Annotated in this window: 14 protein-coding genes and 2 pseudogenes; 14 read left to right on the forward strand and 2 right to left on the reverse strand. The window is 70.6% G+C overall.

What is annotated here, in order from left to right:
• Window positions 1–430 precede the first annotated feature (430 nt).
• Window positions 431–1,030: a DUF998 domain-containing protein gene (locus tag G412_RS0110225; protein WP_028812018.1), complete on the forward strand. Its 600-nt coding sequence runs from the start codon at window positions 431–433 to the stop codon at window positions 1,028–1,030.
• A 40-nt stretch (window positions 1,031–1,070) separates the two neighbouring features.
• Here the strand turns inward: G412_RS0110225 and G412_RS39590 are convergent, their stop codons facing one another.
• A complete protein-coding gene (locus G412_RS39590; RefSeq protein WP_157839074.1) occupies window positions 1,071–1,226 on the reverse strand; it encodes a hypothetical protein in 156 nt (51 codons plus the stop codon).
• A gap of 61 nt (window positions 1,227–1,287) precedes the next feature.
• On the opposite strand from G412_RS39590, the gene G412_RS0110235 reads away from it, so the two are divergent.
• The 12 genes and pseudogenes from G412_RS0110235 (at window position 1,288) to G412_RS33880 (ending at window position 12,038) form a co-directional block, all read left to right on the forward strand.
• The gene (locus G412_RS0110235; RefSeq protein ID WP_028812019.1) at window positions 1,288–1,761 is read left to right on the forward strand and encodes a carboxymuconolactone decarboxylase family protein; all 474 of its coding nucleotides are present in this window, start codon (window positions 1,288–1,290) and stop codon (window positions 1,759–1,761) included.
• A gap of 152 nt (window positions 1,762–1,913) precedes the next feature.
• Window positions 1,914–2,834, forward strand: a pseudogene (locus tag G412_RS33860) (RNA polymerase sigma-70 factor).
• Window positions 2,835–3,421: 587 nt separating this feature from the next.
• Window positions 3,422–4,576, forward strand: a complete 1,155-nt coding sequence (locus tag G412_RS0110245) for an NAD(P)/FAD-dependent oxidoreductase (RefSeq protein WP_028812020.1) — start codon at window positions 3,422–3,424, stop codon at window positions 4,574–4,576.
• 80 nt (window positions 4,577–4,656) lie between these two features.
• Window positions 4,657–4,971, forward strand: a complete 315-nt coding sequence (locus G412_RS0110250) for a (2Fe-2S)-binding protein (protein WP_028812021.1) — start codon at window positions 4,657–4,659, stop codon at window positions 4,969–4,971.
• Window positions 4,952–6,508 (forward strand): NAD(P)/FAD-dependent oxidoreductase, encoded by a 1,557-nt coding sequence (locus G412_RS33865; RefSeq protein WP_078606896.1) that lies wholly within the window; start codon window positions 4,952–4,954, stop codon window positions 6,506–6,508. Before G412_RS0110250 ends, G412_RS33865 begins: the two co-directional genes overlap by 20 nt.
• A gap of 75 nt (window positions 6,509–6,583) precedes the next feature.
• Window positions 6,584–7,492, forward strand: coding sequence for a dihydrodipicolinate synthase family protein (locus G412_RS0110260; protein WP_028812022.1), 909 nt, complete (start codon window positions 6,584–6,586; stop codon window positions 7,490–7,492).
• 72 nt (window positions 7,493–7,564) lie between these two features.
• Window positions 7,565–8,569 carry a proline racemase family protein gene (locus tag G412_RS0110265; protein ID WP_028812023.1) on the forward strand — a complete coding sequence of 335 codons (1,005 nt, stop codon included), beginning with the start codon at window positions 7,565–7,567 and terminating at the stop codon, window positions 8,567–8,569.
• 210 nt (window positions 8,570–8,779) lie between these two features.
• Window positions 8,780–9,265 carry an aldehyde dehydrogenase family protein gene (locus tag G412_RS41705; protein ID WP_425274464.1) on the forward strand — a complete coding sequence of 162 codons (486 nt, stop codon included), beginning with the start codon at window positions 8,780–8,782 and terminating at the stop codon, window positions 9,263–9,265.
• Window positions 9,223–9,405 (forward strand): aldehyde dehydrogenase family protein, encoded by a 183-nt coding sequence (locus G412_RS41370; RefSeq protein WP_279626764.1) that lies wholly within the window; start codon window positions 9,223–9,225, stop codon window positions 9,403–9,405. The genes G412_RS41705 and G412_RS41370 overlap by 43 nt, the downstream gene beginning before the upstream one ends.
• A 213-nt stretch (window positions 9,406–9,618) precedes the next feature.
• On the forward strand, window positions 9,619–9,876 hold the full coding sequence (locus tag G412_RS40775; protein ID WP_028812025.1) for a hypothetical protein: 258 nt from the start codon (window positions 9,619–9,621) through the stop codon (window positions 9,874–9,876).
• 24 nt (window positions 9,877–9,900) lie between these two features.
• The gene (locus tag G412_RS33875) at window positions 9,901–10,623 is read left to right on the forward strand and encodes a GntR family transcriptional regulator (protein WP_037648294.1); all 723 of its coding nucleotides are present in this window, start codon (window positions 9,901–9,903) and stop codon (window positions 10,621–10,623) included.
• A gap of 149 nt (window positions 10,624–10,772) precedes the next feature.
• Window positions 10,773–12,038: pseudogene (locus G412_RS33880) on the forward strand (alpha/beta fold hydrolase).
• Between the two features lie 443 nt (window positions 12,039–12,481).
• Here the strand turns inward: G412_RS33880 and G412_RS0110290 are convergent.
• The gene (locus tag G412_RS0110290; protein WP_028812026.1) at window positions 12,482–14,860 is read right to left on the reverse strand and encodes a collagenase; all 2,379 of its coding nucleotides are present in this window, start codon (window positions 14,858–14,860) and stop codon (window positions 12,482–12,484) included.
• Between the two features lie 318 nt (window positions 14,861–15,178).
• Here G412_RS0110290 and G412_RS0110295 point away from each other — a divergent pair, with 318 nt between their 5' ends.
• A complete protein-coding gene (locus G412_RS0110295; RefSeq protein ID WP_028812027.1) occupies window positions 15,179–15,571 on the forward strand; it encodes an MmcQ/YjbR family DNA-binding protein in 393 nt (130 codons plus the stop codon).
• The last annotated feature ends 244 nt before the right edge of the window (window positions 15,572–15,815 follow it).

The raw sequence follows: 15,815 nt of genomic DNA on the forward strand, positions 1-15,815 counted from the left end.
GACCCCGAGTCCTTCCAGCGGCGCGACCTCGTTGTGATCTCGCCCGGCTTGGGGTTCTCGATGGTGTGCGGTTCGCCGAGCGGGGCGAACGCCTCGGTGCCGTCCGCGTGTCATCCGCGTGTCGGAGCGGCTGCGGTGCCTGGCCAGGGCTCGTGGCCGCGCAGGCCGGTGGCGGCGAGGCTGGTGGTACAGCGACCGCATCCCGCTGGCCAACGTGAAGAGATGGTGGCGAACCGCATCCGCTCGGCCGCCGCTTACGGTCGGCGCCTTCCGGCATGCGCGGGGCGGTCCGCCGACCGACGGCGCTCCGGCCCGCCATCACTTGCCGTTCGACCGTCCAGGTCGCGTTGAGTTGGGCACCAGCCCATTCGTATTCCACTCGCCCGCGTGTGCACGAGGGAGGAATGCTTGGGCGTTTTATGGTTGTTTGATGCAATTTGTGCCTAGGTGGGCCTTGCTTTCGTCGGGGTGTGCGCCTGTCCTGTTGGTTGGAGGTTGGACGATCGCGGCGTTGCTCGAGGGGCCCGCCTACGACCCTGTCACTCAGACGATCAGCGTCTTGGCGGCCTACGGGGCTGCGGGATTCTGGGTGATGACCGGAGCGTTCCTCGCCCTGGGCGCCTGCCACCTGCTTACCGCCTGGGCGCTGCGCGCGGCCGCGCTCGCCGGACGTGTGGCGTTGGGCAGCGGGGGAGTGACGGCGTGGGTGGTGGCTCTGCTCCCGGCGCCGAGCAGTGGGGGTTCCTTGCGGCATGGTTCCGTTGCCGCGGTCGGCTTCGCTCTCCTGGCGGTGTGGCCGCTTCTGGCCGCCGATCGCGGGGGAGCCGCACCATGGGGACTCCGGCCCGTGCCCTCAATCGTGGCGACTGCTTCTATGTGCGTCGGCGCGGCCTGGTTCATGATCGAAATGCATCATCACGGTGCCGCAGGTGTTGCTGAACGTCTCGTGACATCCATTCAGTCCCTGTGGCCCTTTGTGGTCGTCGCTTCCTGCCTCCGCCACTCCGACCATTACAGACCTTCGCAGTGACCAGGCCGATGGACACTTGGTTGCTGCTGCGTTCGGCCGCCTACGCCTTCGCCGGTTTGAGGACGACCCCGGCGCCGTTTCGAGTGGCCGTGCCGCCCTGGGTCGTACGTTCGCGCGGATGCACCAGCACCTCGGGGATGTCGATGGCGACGCGCGCCGACGGCCGGGAGACGCAGGTCACATTCGTCCATGTCACAGGGCGTCGGGCTACCCCGTCTCAGGGGGTGTAGCCACTGACGACCACAGAGGAGCACACCATGGACGCGCGACTGAACTACTTCTCCGACCCGACCGCCGACAAGTTCCTCAAGCACTTCATGGCGGCGGGCAAGGCGCTCAAGAGCTCGCCGCTGCCGACCGCCACACAGGAACTGGTGGCGCTTCGCGTAAGTCAGATCAACGGCTGCGCCGTCTGCATCGACATGCACACCAAGGAGGCCGCCGCTGCCGGCGAGACCTCGGCGCGGCTGCACCTGGTCGCGGCGTGGCGGGAGGCCACGGTCTTCACCGAGGCCGAGCGTGCCGCTCTGGAGCTGGCGGAGGAGGGAACGCGGGTCGCGGATGCGGCCGGTGGGGTCAGCGACGAGGTCTGGGCGAATGCCGCCAAGCACTACGACCAGGAGCAGCTCACCGCCCTTGTGATCCTGGTTTCCTTCATGAACACAGCGAACCGGCTGAACATCATGACGCAGCAGCCCGCCGGCAACTACGAGCTCGGGCAGTTCCACTGAGCAGCACCAGCACCAGCACAGCATCAGCACCAGCATCAGTAACTGGCTCGGGCGTTGCTCCGCGCCTGCCGGTCGCCCGGATGATCACCAGAGGACGCCTGCGCCGGCGAGTACGGCCGGGTGGGAGCGTCTCAAGGGGAAGGGGATTCGGCGTGAGCAAGGTCGAGGAGTTCGAGGAGCTACGGCCGCTGTTGTTTTCGATCGCCTATCGGATCCTGGGCAGTGTGGGTGAGGCCGAGGATGCGGTCCAGGAGACATGGCTGCGCTTTGACGGCTCGGCGACCCGGCCCACGTCGACCAAGGCATTTCTGTCGGCCACGGTGACACGGATCTCGATCGATGCTGCGTTCCGCGCGGGTGCGGCGGGAGGAGTACGTCGGGCCGTGGCTTCCCGAGCCGTTGCTGAGCGATCCGTATCAGGATCCGGCGCGGTCGGTGGAGCTGGCCGACTCGGTGTCGATGGCGGCGCTGTTGCTGCTGGAGCGGCTCAGCCCGCTGGAGCGGGCGGTGTTTGTGCTGCGGGAGGTGTTCGCCTTCGGGTTCGACGAGATGGCCGCGGCGGTGGGGCGTTCGGAGGCGGCGTGCCGGCAGCTGGTGGTGCGGGCGCGGCGGCATATGGGCGCCGGGCGGCCGCGGTTCGCAGCGGACCGTCAAAGCGACAGGAGCTGGCGACGCGGTCCTTCGACGCGCTGAAGAACGGCGATGTGGGCGGGCTGCGGAATCTGCTGGCCGCCGACGTACTGCTGATCGGGGACGGCGGCGGCAAGGCCCCGCAGCTGGTCAAGGCCGTCATGGGCGCGGACAACGTGGCTCGGCTGCTGGGCTCGGTCTTCCCCTGGCTGATCGAAGTAGACGTGACGTTCGAGCTGCAAGAGATCAATGGCCAGCCTGGTGCGATCTCCCGCGACCGGAACGGCAAGGTGGTGCACATCCTGGCCCTTGAGGTGCTCGACGGACAGATTCAGACGATCCGAGGGGTGATCAATCCCGACAAGCTCGGCCACCTCGGGCCGGTCGCCGACGCCTGGGCCATCGACCGCGAGGTGAAGCAGGCCCGTCGGCGGGTGAACTGACCTCGGGAGTGGCGTGGGCTGTCGACTCCTCCAACAGCAGCTCATGTCAGCGGCCGCAAAATGCGACCCCCGGTGCCTCGGACTTGGACAACTGCCCCTTGAGGCGCCATGGTCGCTGGCGAAGGCCTCGGCCTTGCTGGTCTTGAACGTGCCGGAACGAAGCAAGCGTTACCACCGGCGCCGCGACGCGGCCACCGCAGGCTCCGGTTCGGCGAGGCGGTCAGCAACTCGTAGAGGCGGCTGCTCATGCGGTTTGACGTTGGGCCGGGGCTTATTGCGCCTTGCCACGTATAGCCGGGGTCGTTCCTGGCTGGTCGTCGGTCCGGACCACACGAGGCCCCTCCCTCGTGTGGTCTGCTCGATGGTTCACAGTCGCGAGCTTGCCGGGGCCCCCCGCGCCCATGACCCGGTTGCGGGTCGGGTCGAATTCTGCGGAGTTCCGCCGACTGCCGCCCCGACGTTGCCCGTTGCCGGGTTCGTCCCATTGGCTCTGCCCTGGCCGCCGCCGGGTGCTTGGCCCCCAGAGCGGTCGGTTGACCGGCGAGGGGGTCTTGGCAAGCAGTAGTGCAATGTGAAATGTTACAGGCGTGCTCACGAGAGACTCGTCAGACGTCATCGTCATCGGAGCAGGTGTGGTCGGCGCCGCCTGCGCCTACTACGCCGCCCGGTCCGGCCTCACCGTCACCGTGCTCGACCGCGGCCCCGTGGCAGGTGGCACCACGGGTGCCGGTGAGGGCAACCTCCTGGTCTCCGACAAGGAGCCCGGACCCGAACTCGAACTCGCCCTTCTCTCCTCGCAGTTGTGGCGCGAGCTCGCCGAACTGCTGCCACCCGTGACCGAGTACGAGCCCAAAGGCGGCCTCGTTGTCGCCTCCGGAGAGGCCGGCATGGCCGCGTTGCGCGACTTCGCAGCCGGGCAGGAGAACGCGGGGGTCACGGCCCACGAGATCCCGGCGGACCGGCTGCACGACCTGGAGCCCCACCTCACCCCCGCTCTGGCGGGCGGCTTCCACTATCCGCAGGACGCCCAGGTCCAGCCCGCACTGGCGGCGGCCCATCTGCTGAAGGCGGCGGGCGAGCGGGTGCGGCTGCGGCTCGGCGAGGAGGTCACCGGTCTGCTCACCGGGGCCAGTGGCGAGGTCCGGGGGGTGCGCACGGCGTCGGGGGAGGTGCATGGCCCGTACGTGGTCAACGCCGCCGGCACCTGGGGCGGTGAACTCGCCCGGCTCGCGGGGGTGGAGCTCCCCGTGCTGCCCCGCAGAGGGTTCGTGCTCGTCACCGAACCACTGCCGCGCGTGGTGCGGCACAAGGTGTACGCGGCGGATTACGTCGCCGACGTGGCCAGTGGGTCCGCCGCGCTGCAGACCTCGGCGGTGGTCGAGGGCACGCCCGCGGGGCCGGTCCTGATCGGCGCCAGCCGAGAACGGGTGGGCTACGACCGGTCCTTGTCGGTCGAGGTGCTGCGGCGCCTCGCGGCCGGGGCCACGGCTCTGTTCCCAGCGCTGGCCGGGGTGCGGGTGATGCGGACGTACGCGGGCTTCCGCCCGTACCTGCCGGACCACTTGCCCGCGATCGGTCCCGATCCACGCGTCCCCGGGCTGCTGCACGCCTGCGGCCACGAGGGCGCGGGAATCGGCCTCGCACCGGCCACCGGGCTGGTCATCGCCCGGTACCTGACCGGCGGTGAACCGCTTCTCGACACAGCCCCGTTCAGGCCGGACCGCTTCCCAGCCGCCGTCTGATCCACCCGCGTCCGAGACCCGCATCCGAGATCCGTAACCGAGACCCGCGTCCGAGACCCGCACACGAGAGGAGGCCCGCAGTGGCCCGTACCCCCGCCGAACTGGTCGGGGCGCAGCCCGAGCCGCCGTTCGAGATCACTCTGGACGGACGTCCCGTAGCCGCCCTGACCGGACAGTCCGTCGCCGCCGCGCTGTGGGCGGCGGGCATCCTCGCCTGGCGCACCACCCGCGTCGGCGGCCGGCCGCGAGGCGCCTTCTGCGGCATCGGCCAGTGCTACGACTGCCTCGCCACCGTCAACGGAGAGCCCAACCGGAGGGCCTGCCTGGTCCCGGCCCGCCCCGGTGACGCGATCACCACCCAGGAGGGACACGGCCGTGCCGACCTCAGCGTCTGAACCGTACGACCTCGCGGTCATCGGCGCGGGACCAGCCGGACTGTCCGGCGCCGTCACCGCCTCGGAATCCGGCCTGTCGGTCGCCCTTCTCGATACGTCCGGCCAGGTCGGCGGCCAGTTCTACCGGCATCCCGCACCCGCACTCGGAGCGGTCCGCCCCGAGGCCCTGCACCATGACTGGTCGGCCTTCACCGAGCTGTGCCGACGCCAGCGCGCGAGCGACATCGCTCACCTGGCGGGGCATCACGTCTGGGCGGTGACGCGGGAAGGCGGGGGTGTGTGGGCGGTGCACGCCGTGACCGGGGCCGACGGCGACGGTGAGCGTCCCGTGTGTGTGCGGGCCCGCGCCGTCCTCCTCGCTACCGGGGCGTACGAACGTCAACTTCCCTTCCCTGCTTGGACCTTGCCGGGTGTGGTGGGTGCCGGAGGCGCCCAGGCCATGCTCAAGTCGGGGCTCGCGCTGCCCGGCAGGCGGGTCGTCGTCGCGGGCAGCGGCCCGCTGCTGCTCGCCGTCGCCTCCTCGCTCGCCGCCGCCGGGGCACGCGTCCCCGCCGTGGTGGAGGCGTCCGGCTATCTGCGGTACGCCCGCCACCCCCGCGTCCTGGCCGCCAATCCGCACAAACTCGCCGAAGCGGCGACCCATGGCGCCGCGCTGCTCCGCCACGGCGTGCGGGTGCGTACGCGCAGTGCGGTCATCCAGGTGCACGGCACCGAACGGGTGGAGGCCGTTACGGTCGCCCGGCTCGACCCGAGCTGGCGGCCCGTACAGGGGTCGGGCCGTCGCATCGAGTGCGACGCGCTCGCCGTGGGGCACGGCCTCGTGCCCCAGATCGAGCTCGCCACCACAGTCGGCTGCGCCACCCGCCGTACCGCCGACGGAACCACCGCCCTCGCCCTGGACGACCTCCAGGAGACCTCCGTGTCCGGCCTGTGGGCGGCGGGGGAGACCGGCGGGGTCGGCGGCGCCCAACTAGCCCAAATAGAAGGGGAATTGGCGGGCACCGCCATCACCGCCCGGCTGCTCGGACGGCCCCGGCTCGCCCGGAGCGGGCGCGTGGACGAACTGTGCCATCACCGCGACCGCATGCGGGTCTTCGCCGATGTCATGGCCGCCGCCCACGCGGCCGGACCCGGATGGGCGCACTGGTTGACCGACGACACGGACGTGTGCCGCTGCGAGGAGGTCACCGCCGGACGCGTCCGCGAGGCGATCGACGACCTCGGCGCCCGTGACGCGCGGACCGTCAAGCTCCTCACCCGGGCGGGCATGGGGTGGTGTCAGGGGCGGATGTGCGGTGCGGCCGTGGCCTGCCTCGCGGCCGGCGGTGGCGCGGTGCCGCCGCCGGACGAGCGCCGCCCGCTCGCCGTTCCCGTCCCGCTCGGGGTGCTCGGCGCCCTCGGCTCGCCCCAGGGGGCGGCCGTCGCGGCTGAGGGGGCTGAGGCGGTCGTGGTGGCTGAGGGGCTGAGGGCGGCTGAGGCGACCGAGAGGGGCGCCGTACCCGACGCCGCGGATCCCGCCGGGAAGGCCGACGGCTGAACCTCCCCCGTGCCCCTCCCTCGCGGCACCGCGCCATCCAAGTAAATGTCACCCGCCATAGAAGGGCTCACCGGCATGACCGCCACCACCTGGAACAACTCCCGACCCTGGCGCGGCATCATGGTCGCCACCGCGCTCCCCCTGCGCGCGGACCTCTCCGTCGACTACGACGCCTACGCCGAGCACGTCCGCCGGCTCATCGAGAACGGCTGCGACGGCGTGGTCCCCAACGGCTCGCTCGGCGAGTACCAGACCCTGACCGACGAGGAGCGGGCCCGCGTGGTCCACACCGCGGTAGAGGCCGCGGGCGACGGAGCACGGGTGATGCCCGGCGTCGCCGCGTACGGCAGTGCCGAGGCCCGGCGCTGGGCGGAGCAGGCGGCCGAGGCGGGCGCGGGCTCCGTACTGCTCCTGCCGCCGAACGCCTACCGCGCCGACGAGGCGGCCGTACGCGCACATTACGCCGACGTGGCCCGGGCCGGCCTCCCCGTGGTGGCGTACAACAACCCCATCGACACCAAGGTCGACCTGACCCCCGCCCTGCTCGCCCGGCTCCACGGCGACGGGCACATCGTGGCGGTGAAGGAGTTCACCGGCGATGTCCGCCGCGCGTACGAGATCGCCGAACTCGCCCCGGACCTTGACCTGTTGGTCGGTGCGGACGACGTCCTGCTGGAACTCGCCGTGGCCGGTGCGGTCGGCTGGATCGCGGGTTACCCCAACGCCTTCCCGGCCACCTGCGCCACGCTCTACCACGCAGCGATGGCCGGAGACCTGCGGACAGCGGTTCCCCTCTACAAGTCGCTGCACCCGCTGCTGCGCTGGGACTCGAAGACCGAGTTCGTGCAGTCGATCAAGCTGTCCATGGACATCGTCGGGCGTCAGGGCGGCCCGGTCCGCCCTCCGCGCGTCCCGCTCACGGGCCCGGTCGAGGCCGGGGTACGGGAGGCGACCGAGAAGGCCGTCGCCGACGGTCACCACTGATCACTGGTCACTGATCACCGATCACCTGATCACCCCCGATCACCGATCACCTGATCGCCGAAAGGATCCTCCGTGCGCACCCGCCACGTCTTCCACGCAGTCGACTCGCACACCGAGGGCATGCCCACGCGCGTCATCACCGGTGGCGTCGGGGTGATCCCCGGCACCACCATGGCCGAGCGCCGTCTCCATTTCATGGAACACCTCGACCACGTACGGACGCTGCTGATGTACGAGCCGCGTGGCCACGCCGCCATGAGCGGCGCGATCCTGCAGCCGCCCACCCGCCCCGACGCCGACTACGGCGTTCTCTACATCGAGGTCTCCGGTGTGCTGCCGATGTGCGGACACGGCACCATCGGGGTGGCCACGGTCCTCGTCGAGACGGGCATGGTGCCGGTCACCGAACCCGTCACCACCGTCCGCCTCGACACCCCGGCCGGTCTGGTCACCGTCGACGTACAGGTGACGGACGGTGCGGCCACCTCTGTCACGCTCACCAATGTGCCCGCGTTCTGCGCCGGGCTCGACCGCAAGGTGGACGTCCCCGGCTACGGGACGGTGACCTACGACCTCGCGTTCGGCGGCAACTTCTACGCCTTCGTGCGACTGGACGAACTCGGGCTGCCCTTCGACCGTACCCGCAAGGACGACCTGCTGGCCGCGGGCCTGGCCATCATGGAGGCGATCAACGCGTCGCCGACCCGGCCGGTCCATCCGGAGCAACCGGACATCGCCGGCGTCAAGCACGTCTACCTGGCGGCGCCCGGCTCCGACGCCGTCCGCTCCCGCCACGCGATGGCCATCCATCCGGGATGGTTCGACCGCTCGCCGTGCGGCACCGGCACCTCCGCCCGCATGGCTCAGCTCCACGCCCGAGGCGAGCTTCCCCTCGGCCGTGACTTCGTCAACGAGTCGTTCATCGGTACGGAGTTCACCGGCCGGCTGATCGGGGAGACGGAGGTCGGCGGTGTTCCCGCGGTCGTCCCCACCGTCACCGGCCGGGCCTGGATCACCGGCACCACGCAGTACTTCCTCGACCCGGCCGATCCGTTTCCCGGAGGCTTCCTCCTGTGACCGCAGACGTCACCTCTCTCATCTCCCCCGCCATCCGGCCGACCCAACCGACGTACCCGTCCGGATCACCACCCCTGGTGCCTTCGCCGCAGTGGATACCGTGGGGCGGGCCCGCGCGGCCCAGCCCGGCTGGCTGACCGGCGGGGAGGTCGCCCGGCCGTCGGCCCTCGGCGCGGTCGGCGCCGCCGTCGAGGGCCGACGGCCGACGAACTGGCCGCGCTCGCCGCACGCGAGGCGGGCAAGCCGCTTACCGAAGCCAGGGGGCCGAAGTCGCGCGGACCGCCGCGATCTGGCGGTAGTACGCCCAGGCCCCTTACGAGCCCACCGGGGCCAGCCCACGACCCCGCAGCCGGTGCGGGGCTGCTCCTTACCCGTCGCCGCCCGCACGGGGTGGCGGGCCTGATCACCCCGTGGAAAGTTCCCCTTCGCCATCCCGAGCTGGAGGCCGCACGCGCCCTCGCGGTAGGCAACGCGGTCGTGCTCAAGCCCGCTCCCGAGCAACGGCCTGCGCTCAGCGCCTCGTCGAGCCCCCCAACAGAGCCTGCCCGCCGCCGGTGTGTTCACTTGCTGCCCGGCGGCGCCACCGAAGGCAACGCGCTCGTCTCCGCCCCGACGCCGCCTCCTTCACCAGCTCGACCACCTTCGGCCGGGCGTTGGCGCGCACCGTCCCCGTTCAGGCCGAGATGGGCGGCCTGAACGCGGCGGTGGTCCTCCCGGACGCCGACATCGAGCAGGCGGCGGCCCACATCGCCGCCGCGATCTCCGGGTACGGTCGGCCGCCGCCTTCGACCGACAAGGCGAGGCGCTCGACGAGCCGCTGCGGGCGGTCCCGGTAGGGGACCCGGCCGACGCGGCGACGGTATGCGGGCCGCTCATCAGCGAACACGCCCTCGGCAGGTCAGCGTCTCCTGGCACGGTCTTGCGCGCTCGTCGGCGGCACCGTCTCCCCAGGCCCCGGCTGGGACGCGGCACCTGGTACGCGGCACGGACCCTGGTCGAGACGGTGCCGCCAGGCCAACCGGCTGCTGCGAGAAGAGGTCTTCGGTCCCATGGCGGCCCTGCTGCCCGCCGATGACCTCGCCCACGCGGTACGGCTCACCAACTCGGTTCCGTACGACAACTCCCCGTCCTCCGGCGTCGACTTCCACCTGCCGTTCGGCGGCGTCAAGGCGCCCAAGCGCCAACGCGCCAAGGCGTCAAGCCACGGCCACCGCGAACAGGGCCGGTCGGCTCTGGACTTCCGCACCGCGAGTCGCACCTACACCCCCTGTCACCCGCTGGAGCAACGTGACATTGTACTCTGGTGATCTCGGCGGTACGAAGGGAACACCATGGGGCACTTGACACAGCGCGACCTCAACGCCACCCGCGAGCGGCTGCGCGACCAGGTTGCCCACGCCCTGCGAGCTGCCCTGATCTCCGGCGAACTGCGGCCGGGCCAGGTGTACTCCGCACCCGCACTCGCCGAGGACTTCGGGATCTCAGCGACGCCCGTACGCGAGGCGATGCTCGACCTGGCTCGGGAGGGCCTGGTCGAGCCCGTCCGCAACAAGGGATTCCGGGTCACCGAGGTCTCCGAGAGCGACCTGGACCAGTACACGGCGATCCGCGCCCTGATCGAGGTACCGACGGTGGGGCAGGTCACCCGCAGCGCCACCCGCGAGGAGCTGGAGGCGCTGCGGCCGGTCGCCGAGGAGATCGTTCGGGCCGCCCGCGACCACGACCTGATCGGCTACCTGGAGGCCGACCGTCGCTTTCACCTCTCGCTGCTCGCACTCTGCGGCAACGAGAGGCTGGTCGAAACCGTCGGTGACCTGCGCAAGCGGTCCCGCCTGTACGGGCTCACAGCCCTGGACGAGAGCGGCGAGCTGATTTCCTCGGCCGACGAGCACCTGGAGCTGCTCGACCTGATGCTGGCGGGCGACGCGAAGGGTGCCGAGAAGTGCATGACCCGGCACCTGGGCCACGTCCGCTCCCTGTGGGCCAGGGGTGAGAGCGCGGAGGGCTCCGGAGGCCGGCGATCCCGGCTGGCGAAGCGGGCCGCGACCGGCTGACAGGGGAGGTCTCCATAACGCGCGTTATGCGCACGTGGGGGCTTCCCGACAATCCCCGTCCGCGGTACAGCCCGAATCGTGCCCAGACACGCAATGTCACACCGCACATCGCGCGGCTACTCGACCGGACTCGACCGGGAAAGGGATCCATGAACCCCGCGTACGCGACCGTCGATCACGTCTTCACCACCCCCCTGGACCACTCGGCCCCGCACGGCCCGACCATCCAGCTCTTCGCCCGCGAGGTGGCCGATCCGGGCCGGGTAGGGGATCAACTGCCGTGGCTGCTCTACCTGCAGGGCGGTCCGGGAGGCAAGTCACCCCGCCCGTACGCCGGTTCACCCGGCTGGCTACCCCATGCGCTCAAGACCCACCGTGTGCTCCTTCTCGACCAGCGCGGCACCGGCCGCTCCACACCCGTCACAGCGCGGGCGGCCTCCCGCTTCTCCTCCCCGGCCCGACTCGCCAACCACCTGAGCCACTTTCGCGCGGACGCGATCGTCGCCGACGCCGAACTGATCCGCCGGCGGCTGTGCGGCGACGAACCGTGGGAGACGCTCGGCCAGAGCTACGGCGGCTTCATCACGCTCACCTATCTGTCGCAGGCACCAGAAGGGCTGCGCGCCTGCTACGTAACCGGAGGCCTTCCCGGCCTGTCCGCCACAGCCGACGACGTGTACGCGCGCACCTACCCCCGAGTACGGGACCGCGTCCTCGACTTCTACGCCCGCTACCCGGACGACGCCGGCCGGCTGCGCGAGATCGCCCGCATCCTGACCGCCACCGACGTTCGCCTGCCCGACGGCGACCGGCTCACCACCCGCCGCCTGCTCACCCTCGGTCTCGCCCTCGGCATGGGGGACGGCTTCGAACGGATCCACTAGCTGCTCGACGAATCCCTGGACATGCGTGGCGAGTTGACCGACACCTTTCTCCAGCAGGTGATGGGCCTGACCGGCTTCACCGACAACCCACTGTTCGCCGTCCTGCAGGAGACGTTGTACGGGCAGGGGGACAAGCCCACCGGCTGGGCAGCGTCCCGCGCGATGACAGGCTTTCCGGAGTTCGCCGAAGACGCGGACCCCTTCCTCCTCACCGGCGAAATGATCTACCCCTGGATGTTCCGGGAGATCAAGGGCCTGCGCCCCTTCGCCGACGCCGCCGGCCTCCTGGCCGAACGCGCGGACTGGCCGCCGCTGTACGACCCTCGCCGCCTCGCCGCCAACCGGGTCCCGCTGGCCGCGATCGTCTACCACGACGACATGTACGTGGACGCCGAGCTCTCCCTGCGCACCGCGCGCGATGTCGGCGCCACCCGCGTGTGGGTCACCAACGAATGGGAGCACGACGGCGTCACCGCCTCCGGTGACCGTGTGCTGTCGCGCCTGATGGACCTGGCGGCGGGCCGCGCGTAACGCGTAACACTCCGCACACGACTCCTCGACCTGCCTCCGACGGGAGAGGCATGGTCAAACCGCCCCGCCGCCCGCCGCCCGCCGCCCCTTGCCCCAGCGCTCCTCCTCGCGCCCTGCCTGTCCGCCCCCGCCGCGGCCACCTAATCGCCCAAGCCGCCTGCCTCCGCGAGCGATTGCGCGCTACCAGGAAGGACCGTACGCCGCCCAACTCGCCCCAGCCGCCCGCCCTTGATGCACCGCGTCGGCTACGACCGCTTCCGGTCCTGCGCACCGCTGTCGTACAGACCCCGGCAGTCGGCGAACGCCTCGTCCACCAATGACAGGCCCCGTTGCGTGAGCGGGGGAGGACGGCGCACGGCTGGAGGAGGCGGTCACGGCCTTCCTCGAACACGGCCTGCGCGTGGAGGCCGCGGCGGGCAGCCTGTTCGTCCAGCAATTGGATCTCAGCTGCGCAGGGGCCCTTCGCAGGCGTAACGAGCCGTGCCCGAACGGCCGTTGGGCCAGATGTCGACCGGTCCGAACGAACAGTTCATGTCCTCGAAGTTGTCCCCGCCGCTCTCACTGCGCTCCAGGACGAAGTAGTCGACAGTCTCCGACATGTCCTTGAAGACGAGATCAGGACTGGTGGCGTCGCTGAGGTTGGCAGTGATACGCCCGGTGCACACGAATCGGCGCTTGCCCGTGGTGTCCGCCGTGTCCTTGCACGCCGGCGTGGACTGTGTGGCGGAGACGAAGGCCGACCGGATCTGTTCGGCCGTCGAATGCCGCAGGGAAGCCGTCGGCAGGAACGAGGTGTTGGGCACGAACAGGTCGTCCACCTTGGCGATCTGCGCGTCGAGGAACGCGTCGTACGCGCGCTGCAGCGCCGCGTCCGCACCCAGCCGGGCCCGCCAGGCGTCGAAGGCCGTCGGATTGTCGGCGCGCAGGTGCCCGTACATCTCCTGGAGCAGCGCCGGCCGGTCCCGCCACAGGAACTCGAAGAAGGTGCCCGCGTAGGAGTAGAAGCGGAAACCGTCTCCGTCGTACGTGGCGTGCAGCAGTTCGTTGACGGTCATCCGGGGGCCGCCGCCGGCCGTGTCGTTGATGACGCTGCGGACCAGCGATTTGCGGACCGCGACGCCGTCGTCCCGCGTCGCACCGTCGAAGAACTCGGCCGTACCCTCGTCCATCGCGGTCGTACGGTCACCGGTGTACCAGGCACCCTCGCCGAAGTAACCGGGCACGGCGAACCGGCCGTTGAGGTAGTGCACGTACTCGTGCCGGAACAGCTCCTCAAGCGTGAGGGACGAGTCCTGTGGCACCCGGCGCTGGTAGGTGTAGAACGTCGCACCACGCTCGATGTAGACGCCGCCGTTCGCCGTCCCCATGCCAGTGAGGATCGGGTGGTAGACCTCGTAGTCCCTGCGGGACGCGTACAGCACGATGTTGAGCGTGGTGTTCGTGTCGCCGGTCAGCGGCTGCTTCGTGCCGAGGACTCGGTGGAACTGCGCCTTGACCTGCTTGCTCGCGTAGTAGAGCTGGTCGACGGTGGTGCGGTCGAGAGCAGTGCGGACCTTGATGGCTCCGTTGTCGTAGGTGTACGTGTACGGGAAGATCCGCCGCTCGATGTCCTCCGTGCACACCTGGTACGGCTTGCACGCCTCGTAGAAGTTGAGCCAGGAGACGGTCTTTCCCCAGGGCTCGCTGCCCAGACCGAAGTTGCTCTCGGTCGTACCCAGGAGCGCGCCGAGGTCGGGCACGATCGTCGGCTTGAGCGCTGCTATCTGCCCGAAGCGGCCGTACTCGCCGAGGGCGTCGCGCACGACCCACTCATTGGCGGTGCCCTTGAGATGGACGTGACCGGCGAAGGCCTTGAAGGCGTTGCGGTACGAGGCGTTCTGTGTGACCACGGTGTGGAAGGCGGTGTCCTTGTTGCCGGGGTAGACCCCCAGGTAGTTCACGGAGAGCGCGGCCAGGGCCGCGTTGCCCCAGGCGGAGTCCTTGTTGGTCTCCGGGTGGTACCGGTCCATCGTGGCCAGCACCTTCTTGATCAGCCCCAGTTGTGAGTGGCGCAGGCCGGGGGCGCTGGCGGCGTAGAGCGCTTCGCGCAGGGTGTTGGCGTTGGAGCGCGTGACGTCGAAGGTACGGGCGGCCGTACCGAAGGCGTTGACGGCTCGGCGTATCGCCTCGACGGTCGGCGTGTCGGTGAGGTCGATCTCGTCACGCGAGAAGTCGTGGAACGCCGCCGCGTGCAGGAACGTGAACATCTCGTACAGGTGGCTGCCGTTCTTTCCGTCGTGCGACGCGGCCAGCGCGGAGACGCGGCGGGCGACGGCTTGGACGTGGGCGTCCGACATGACCCGGGCGAGCCTGGGATCCCAGGTCCAGATGAGCGTGCGCAGGCAGCCGTCGGCGGTCACCGCGGGGTCGGCGAGGAAGTCGGCGAAGTGCTCGGGGCTCAGGCCGGCGACACCGTCGAGCGTGCAGGGGACTCCGGCGGCATGAACGCCGGTACGGGGAGCGGCGCCAGGGGCGGTCTGCGGCCCTGGGATGCGGCCCGCGGCGTTGCGGCTGCCGCCGGGGGCCGGGGCGGGGCGTGCGACGGCCTTCGGGGCTTCGGCCAGTCGCTGGACCTCGTCGAACGGGTTGTCACCATGGGCGACGGGAGCGGCGGCCGCGGCCGGTCGGCCGCCGAACGTGGCGGGGAGGCTCCGCGGGTCTTCGGACGCCTGGACGGCCTGGACGTCCTGGGCGGTCTGGGCGGTTTGTGTGGCTGTGGCGAGGAGCGTCGCCGCGATGGCGCCGGCGAGCAGAGAGGTGCGCACGGTTCTGAGCTGGGACACCGGTGACTCCTGTGTGGGAGGTGAACGAAGGGGGGTGTGACAGCGGTACGGAGCAGTGAAACGACGTAACGCACGCGGGAGTTGAGAGGACCCACGCTCTGCGATGTGACCCGTAACATAGTAATGTGAAATTGCACTGACAACCCTTGTGCACCTCTGAATCAGCCCAGGGCGCACGCGGCCCGCTGCCGCCGCGCCGTGAGTCGAGTGACCCGGTGGGTCCGTAGCCGCTCCTCCCGGATGCTTCCGCTCGCTCGGGCTAGCGTGGTGGAACGGCTGTCCGCGCGGGCAGTGTGACCTGCGGTAGGAGGAGGCGTAGTGAAGGCTGCGGTGCGCAAGTGGGAGGCGGTGCGGGCGTTCGCTCTTGGGCTGCCGGGAGCCGGGGAAGAATTCCCCTGGGGCCCCGAGGACTGCGTAGTGAAGGTGAACAAAAAGATCTTCGTCTTTCTCGGCAACGCGGACGGGCCCCAGCCTCCCGGACTGTCCGTCAAGCTGAAGGACCCGGCGCTGCACGAGCACGCGATGACCGCGCCGGGGGCCGAGCCCACCGGTTACGGACTCGGCAAGGCCGGCTGGGTCTCCGTGCCACTGGGAGAGAAGGGAGCGCCGACGGCCGAGGTGCTGTGCGAGTGGGTTGAGGAGAGCTACCGGACCGTCGCCCTCAAGCAGCAGGTCAAGGAACTCGACGCGCGGATCGAGGCCAACGGCTAGACGAGCCGCGCGTGTCCGGAGGACTGCCGGTCAGCGGGTCGGCGACCGTACGCCACGCCGGCGGGGGCTGCTCGCGTACGACGTCGCCATCTGTGGGCCGGACGCCGTGCGGGTCGGCCGGTTCCGGCTGGAGCCGGATCGCGGGCTCGACCGGCTCGCCCTCGCGCCGACACTGTGATCGTCCCCTGCCATGGCGGACGTCGACGAGAGCCCGCCCCGCCGACCTGGTCGGCGCGGTGCCATC

It is taken from the genome of Streptomyces flavidovirens DSM 40150 (assembly GCF_000429085.1).
Lineage (GTDB): Bacteria > Actinomycetota > Actinomycetes > Streptomycetales > Streptomycetaceae > Streptomyces > Streptomyces flavidovirens.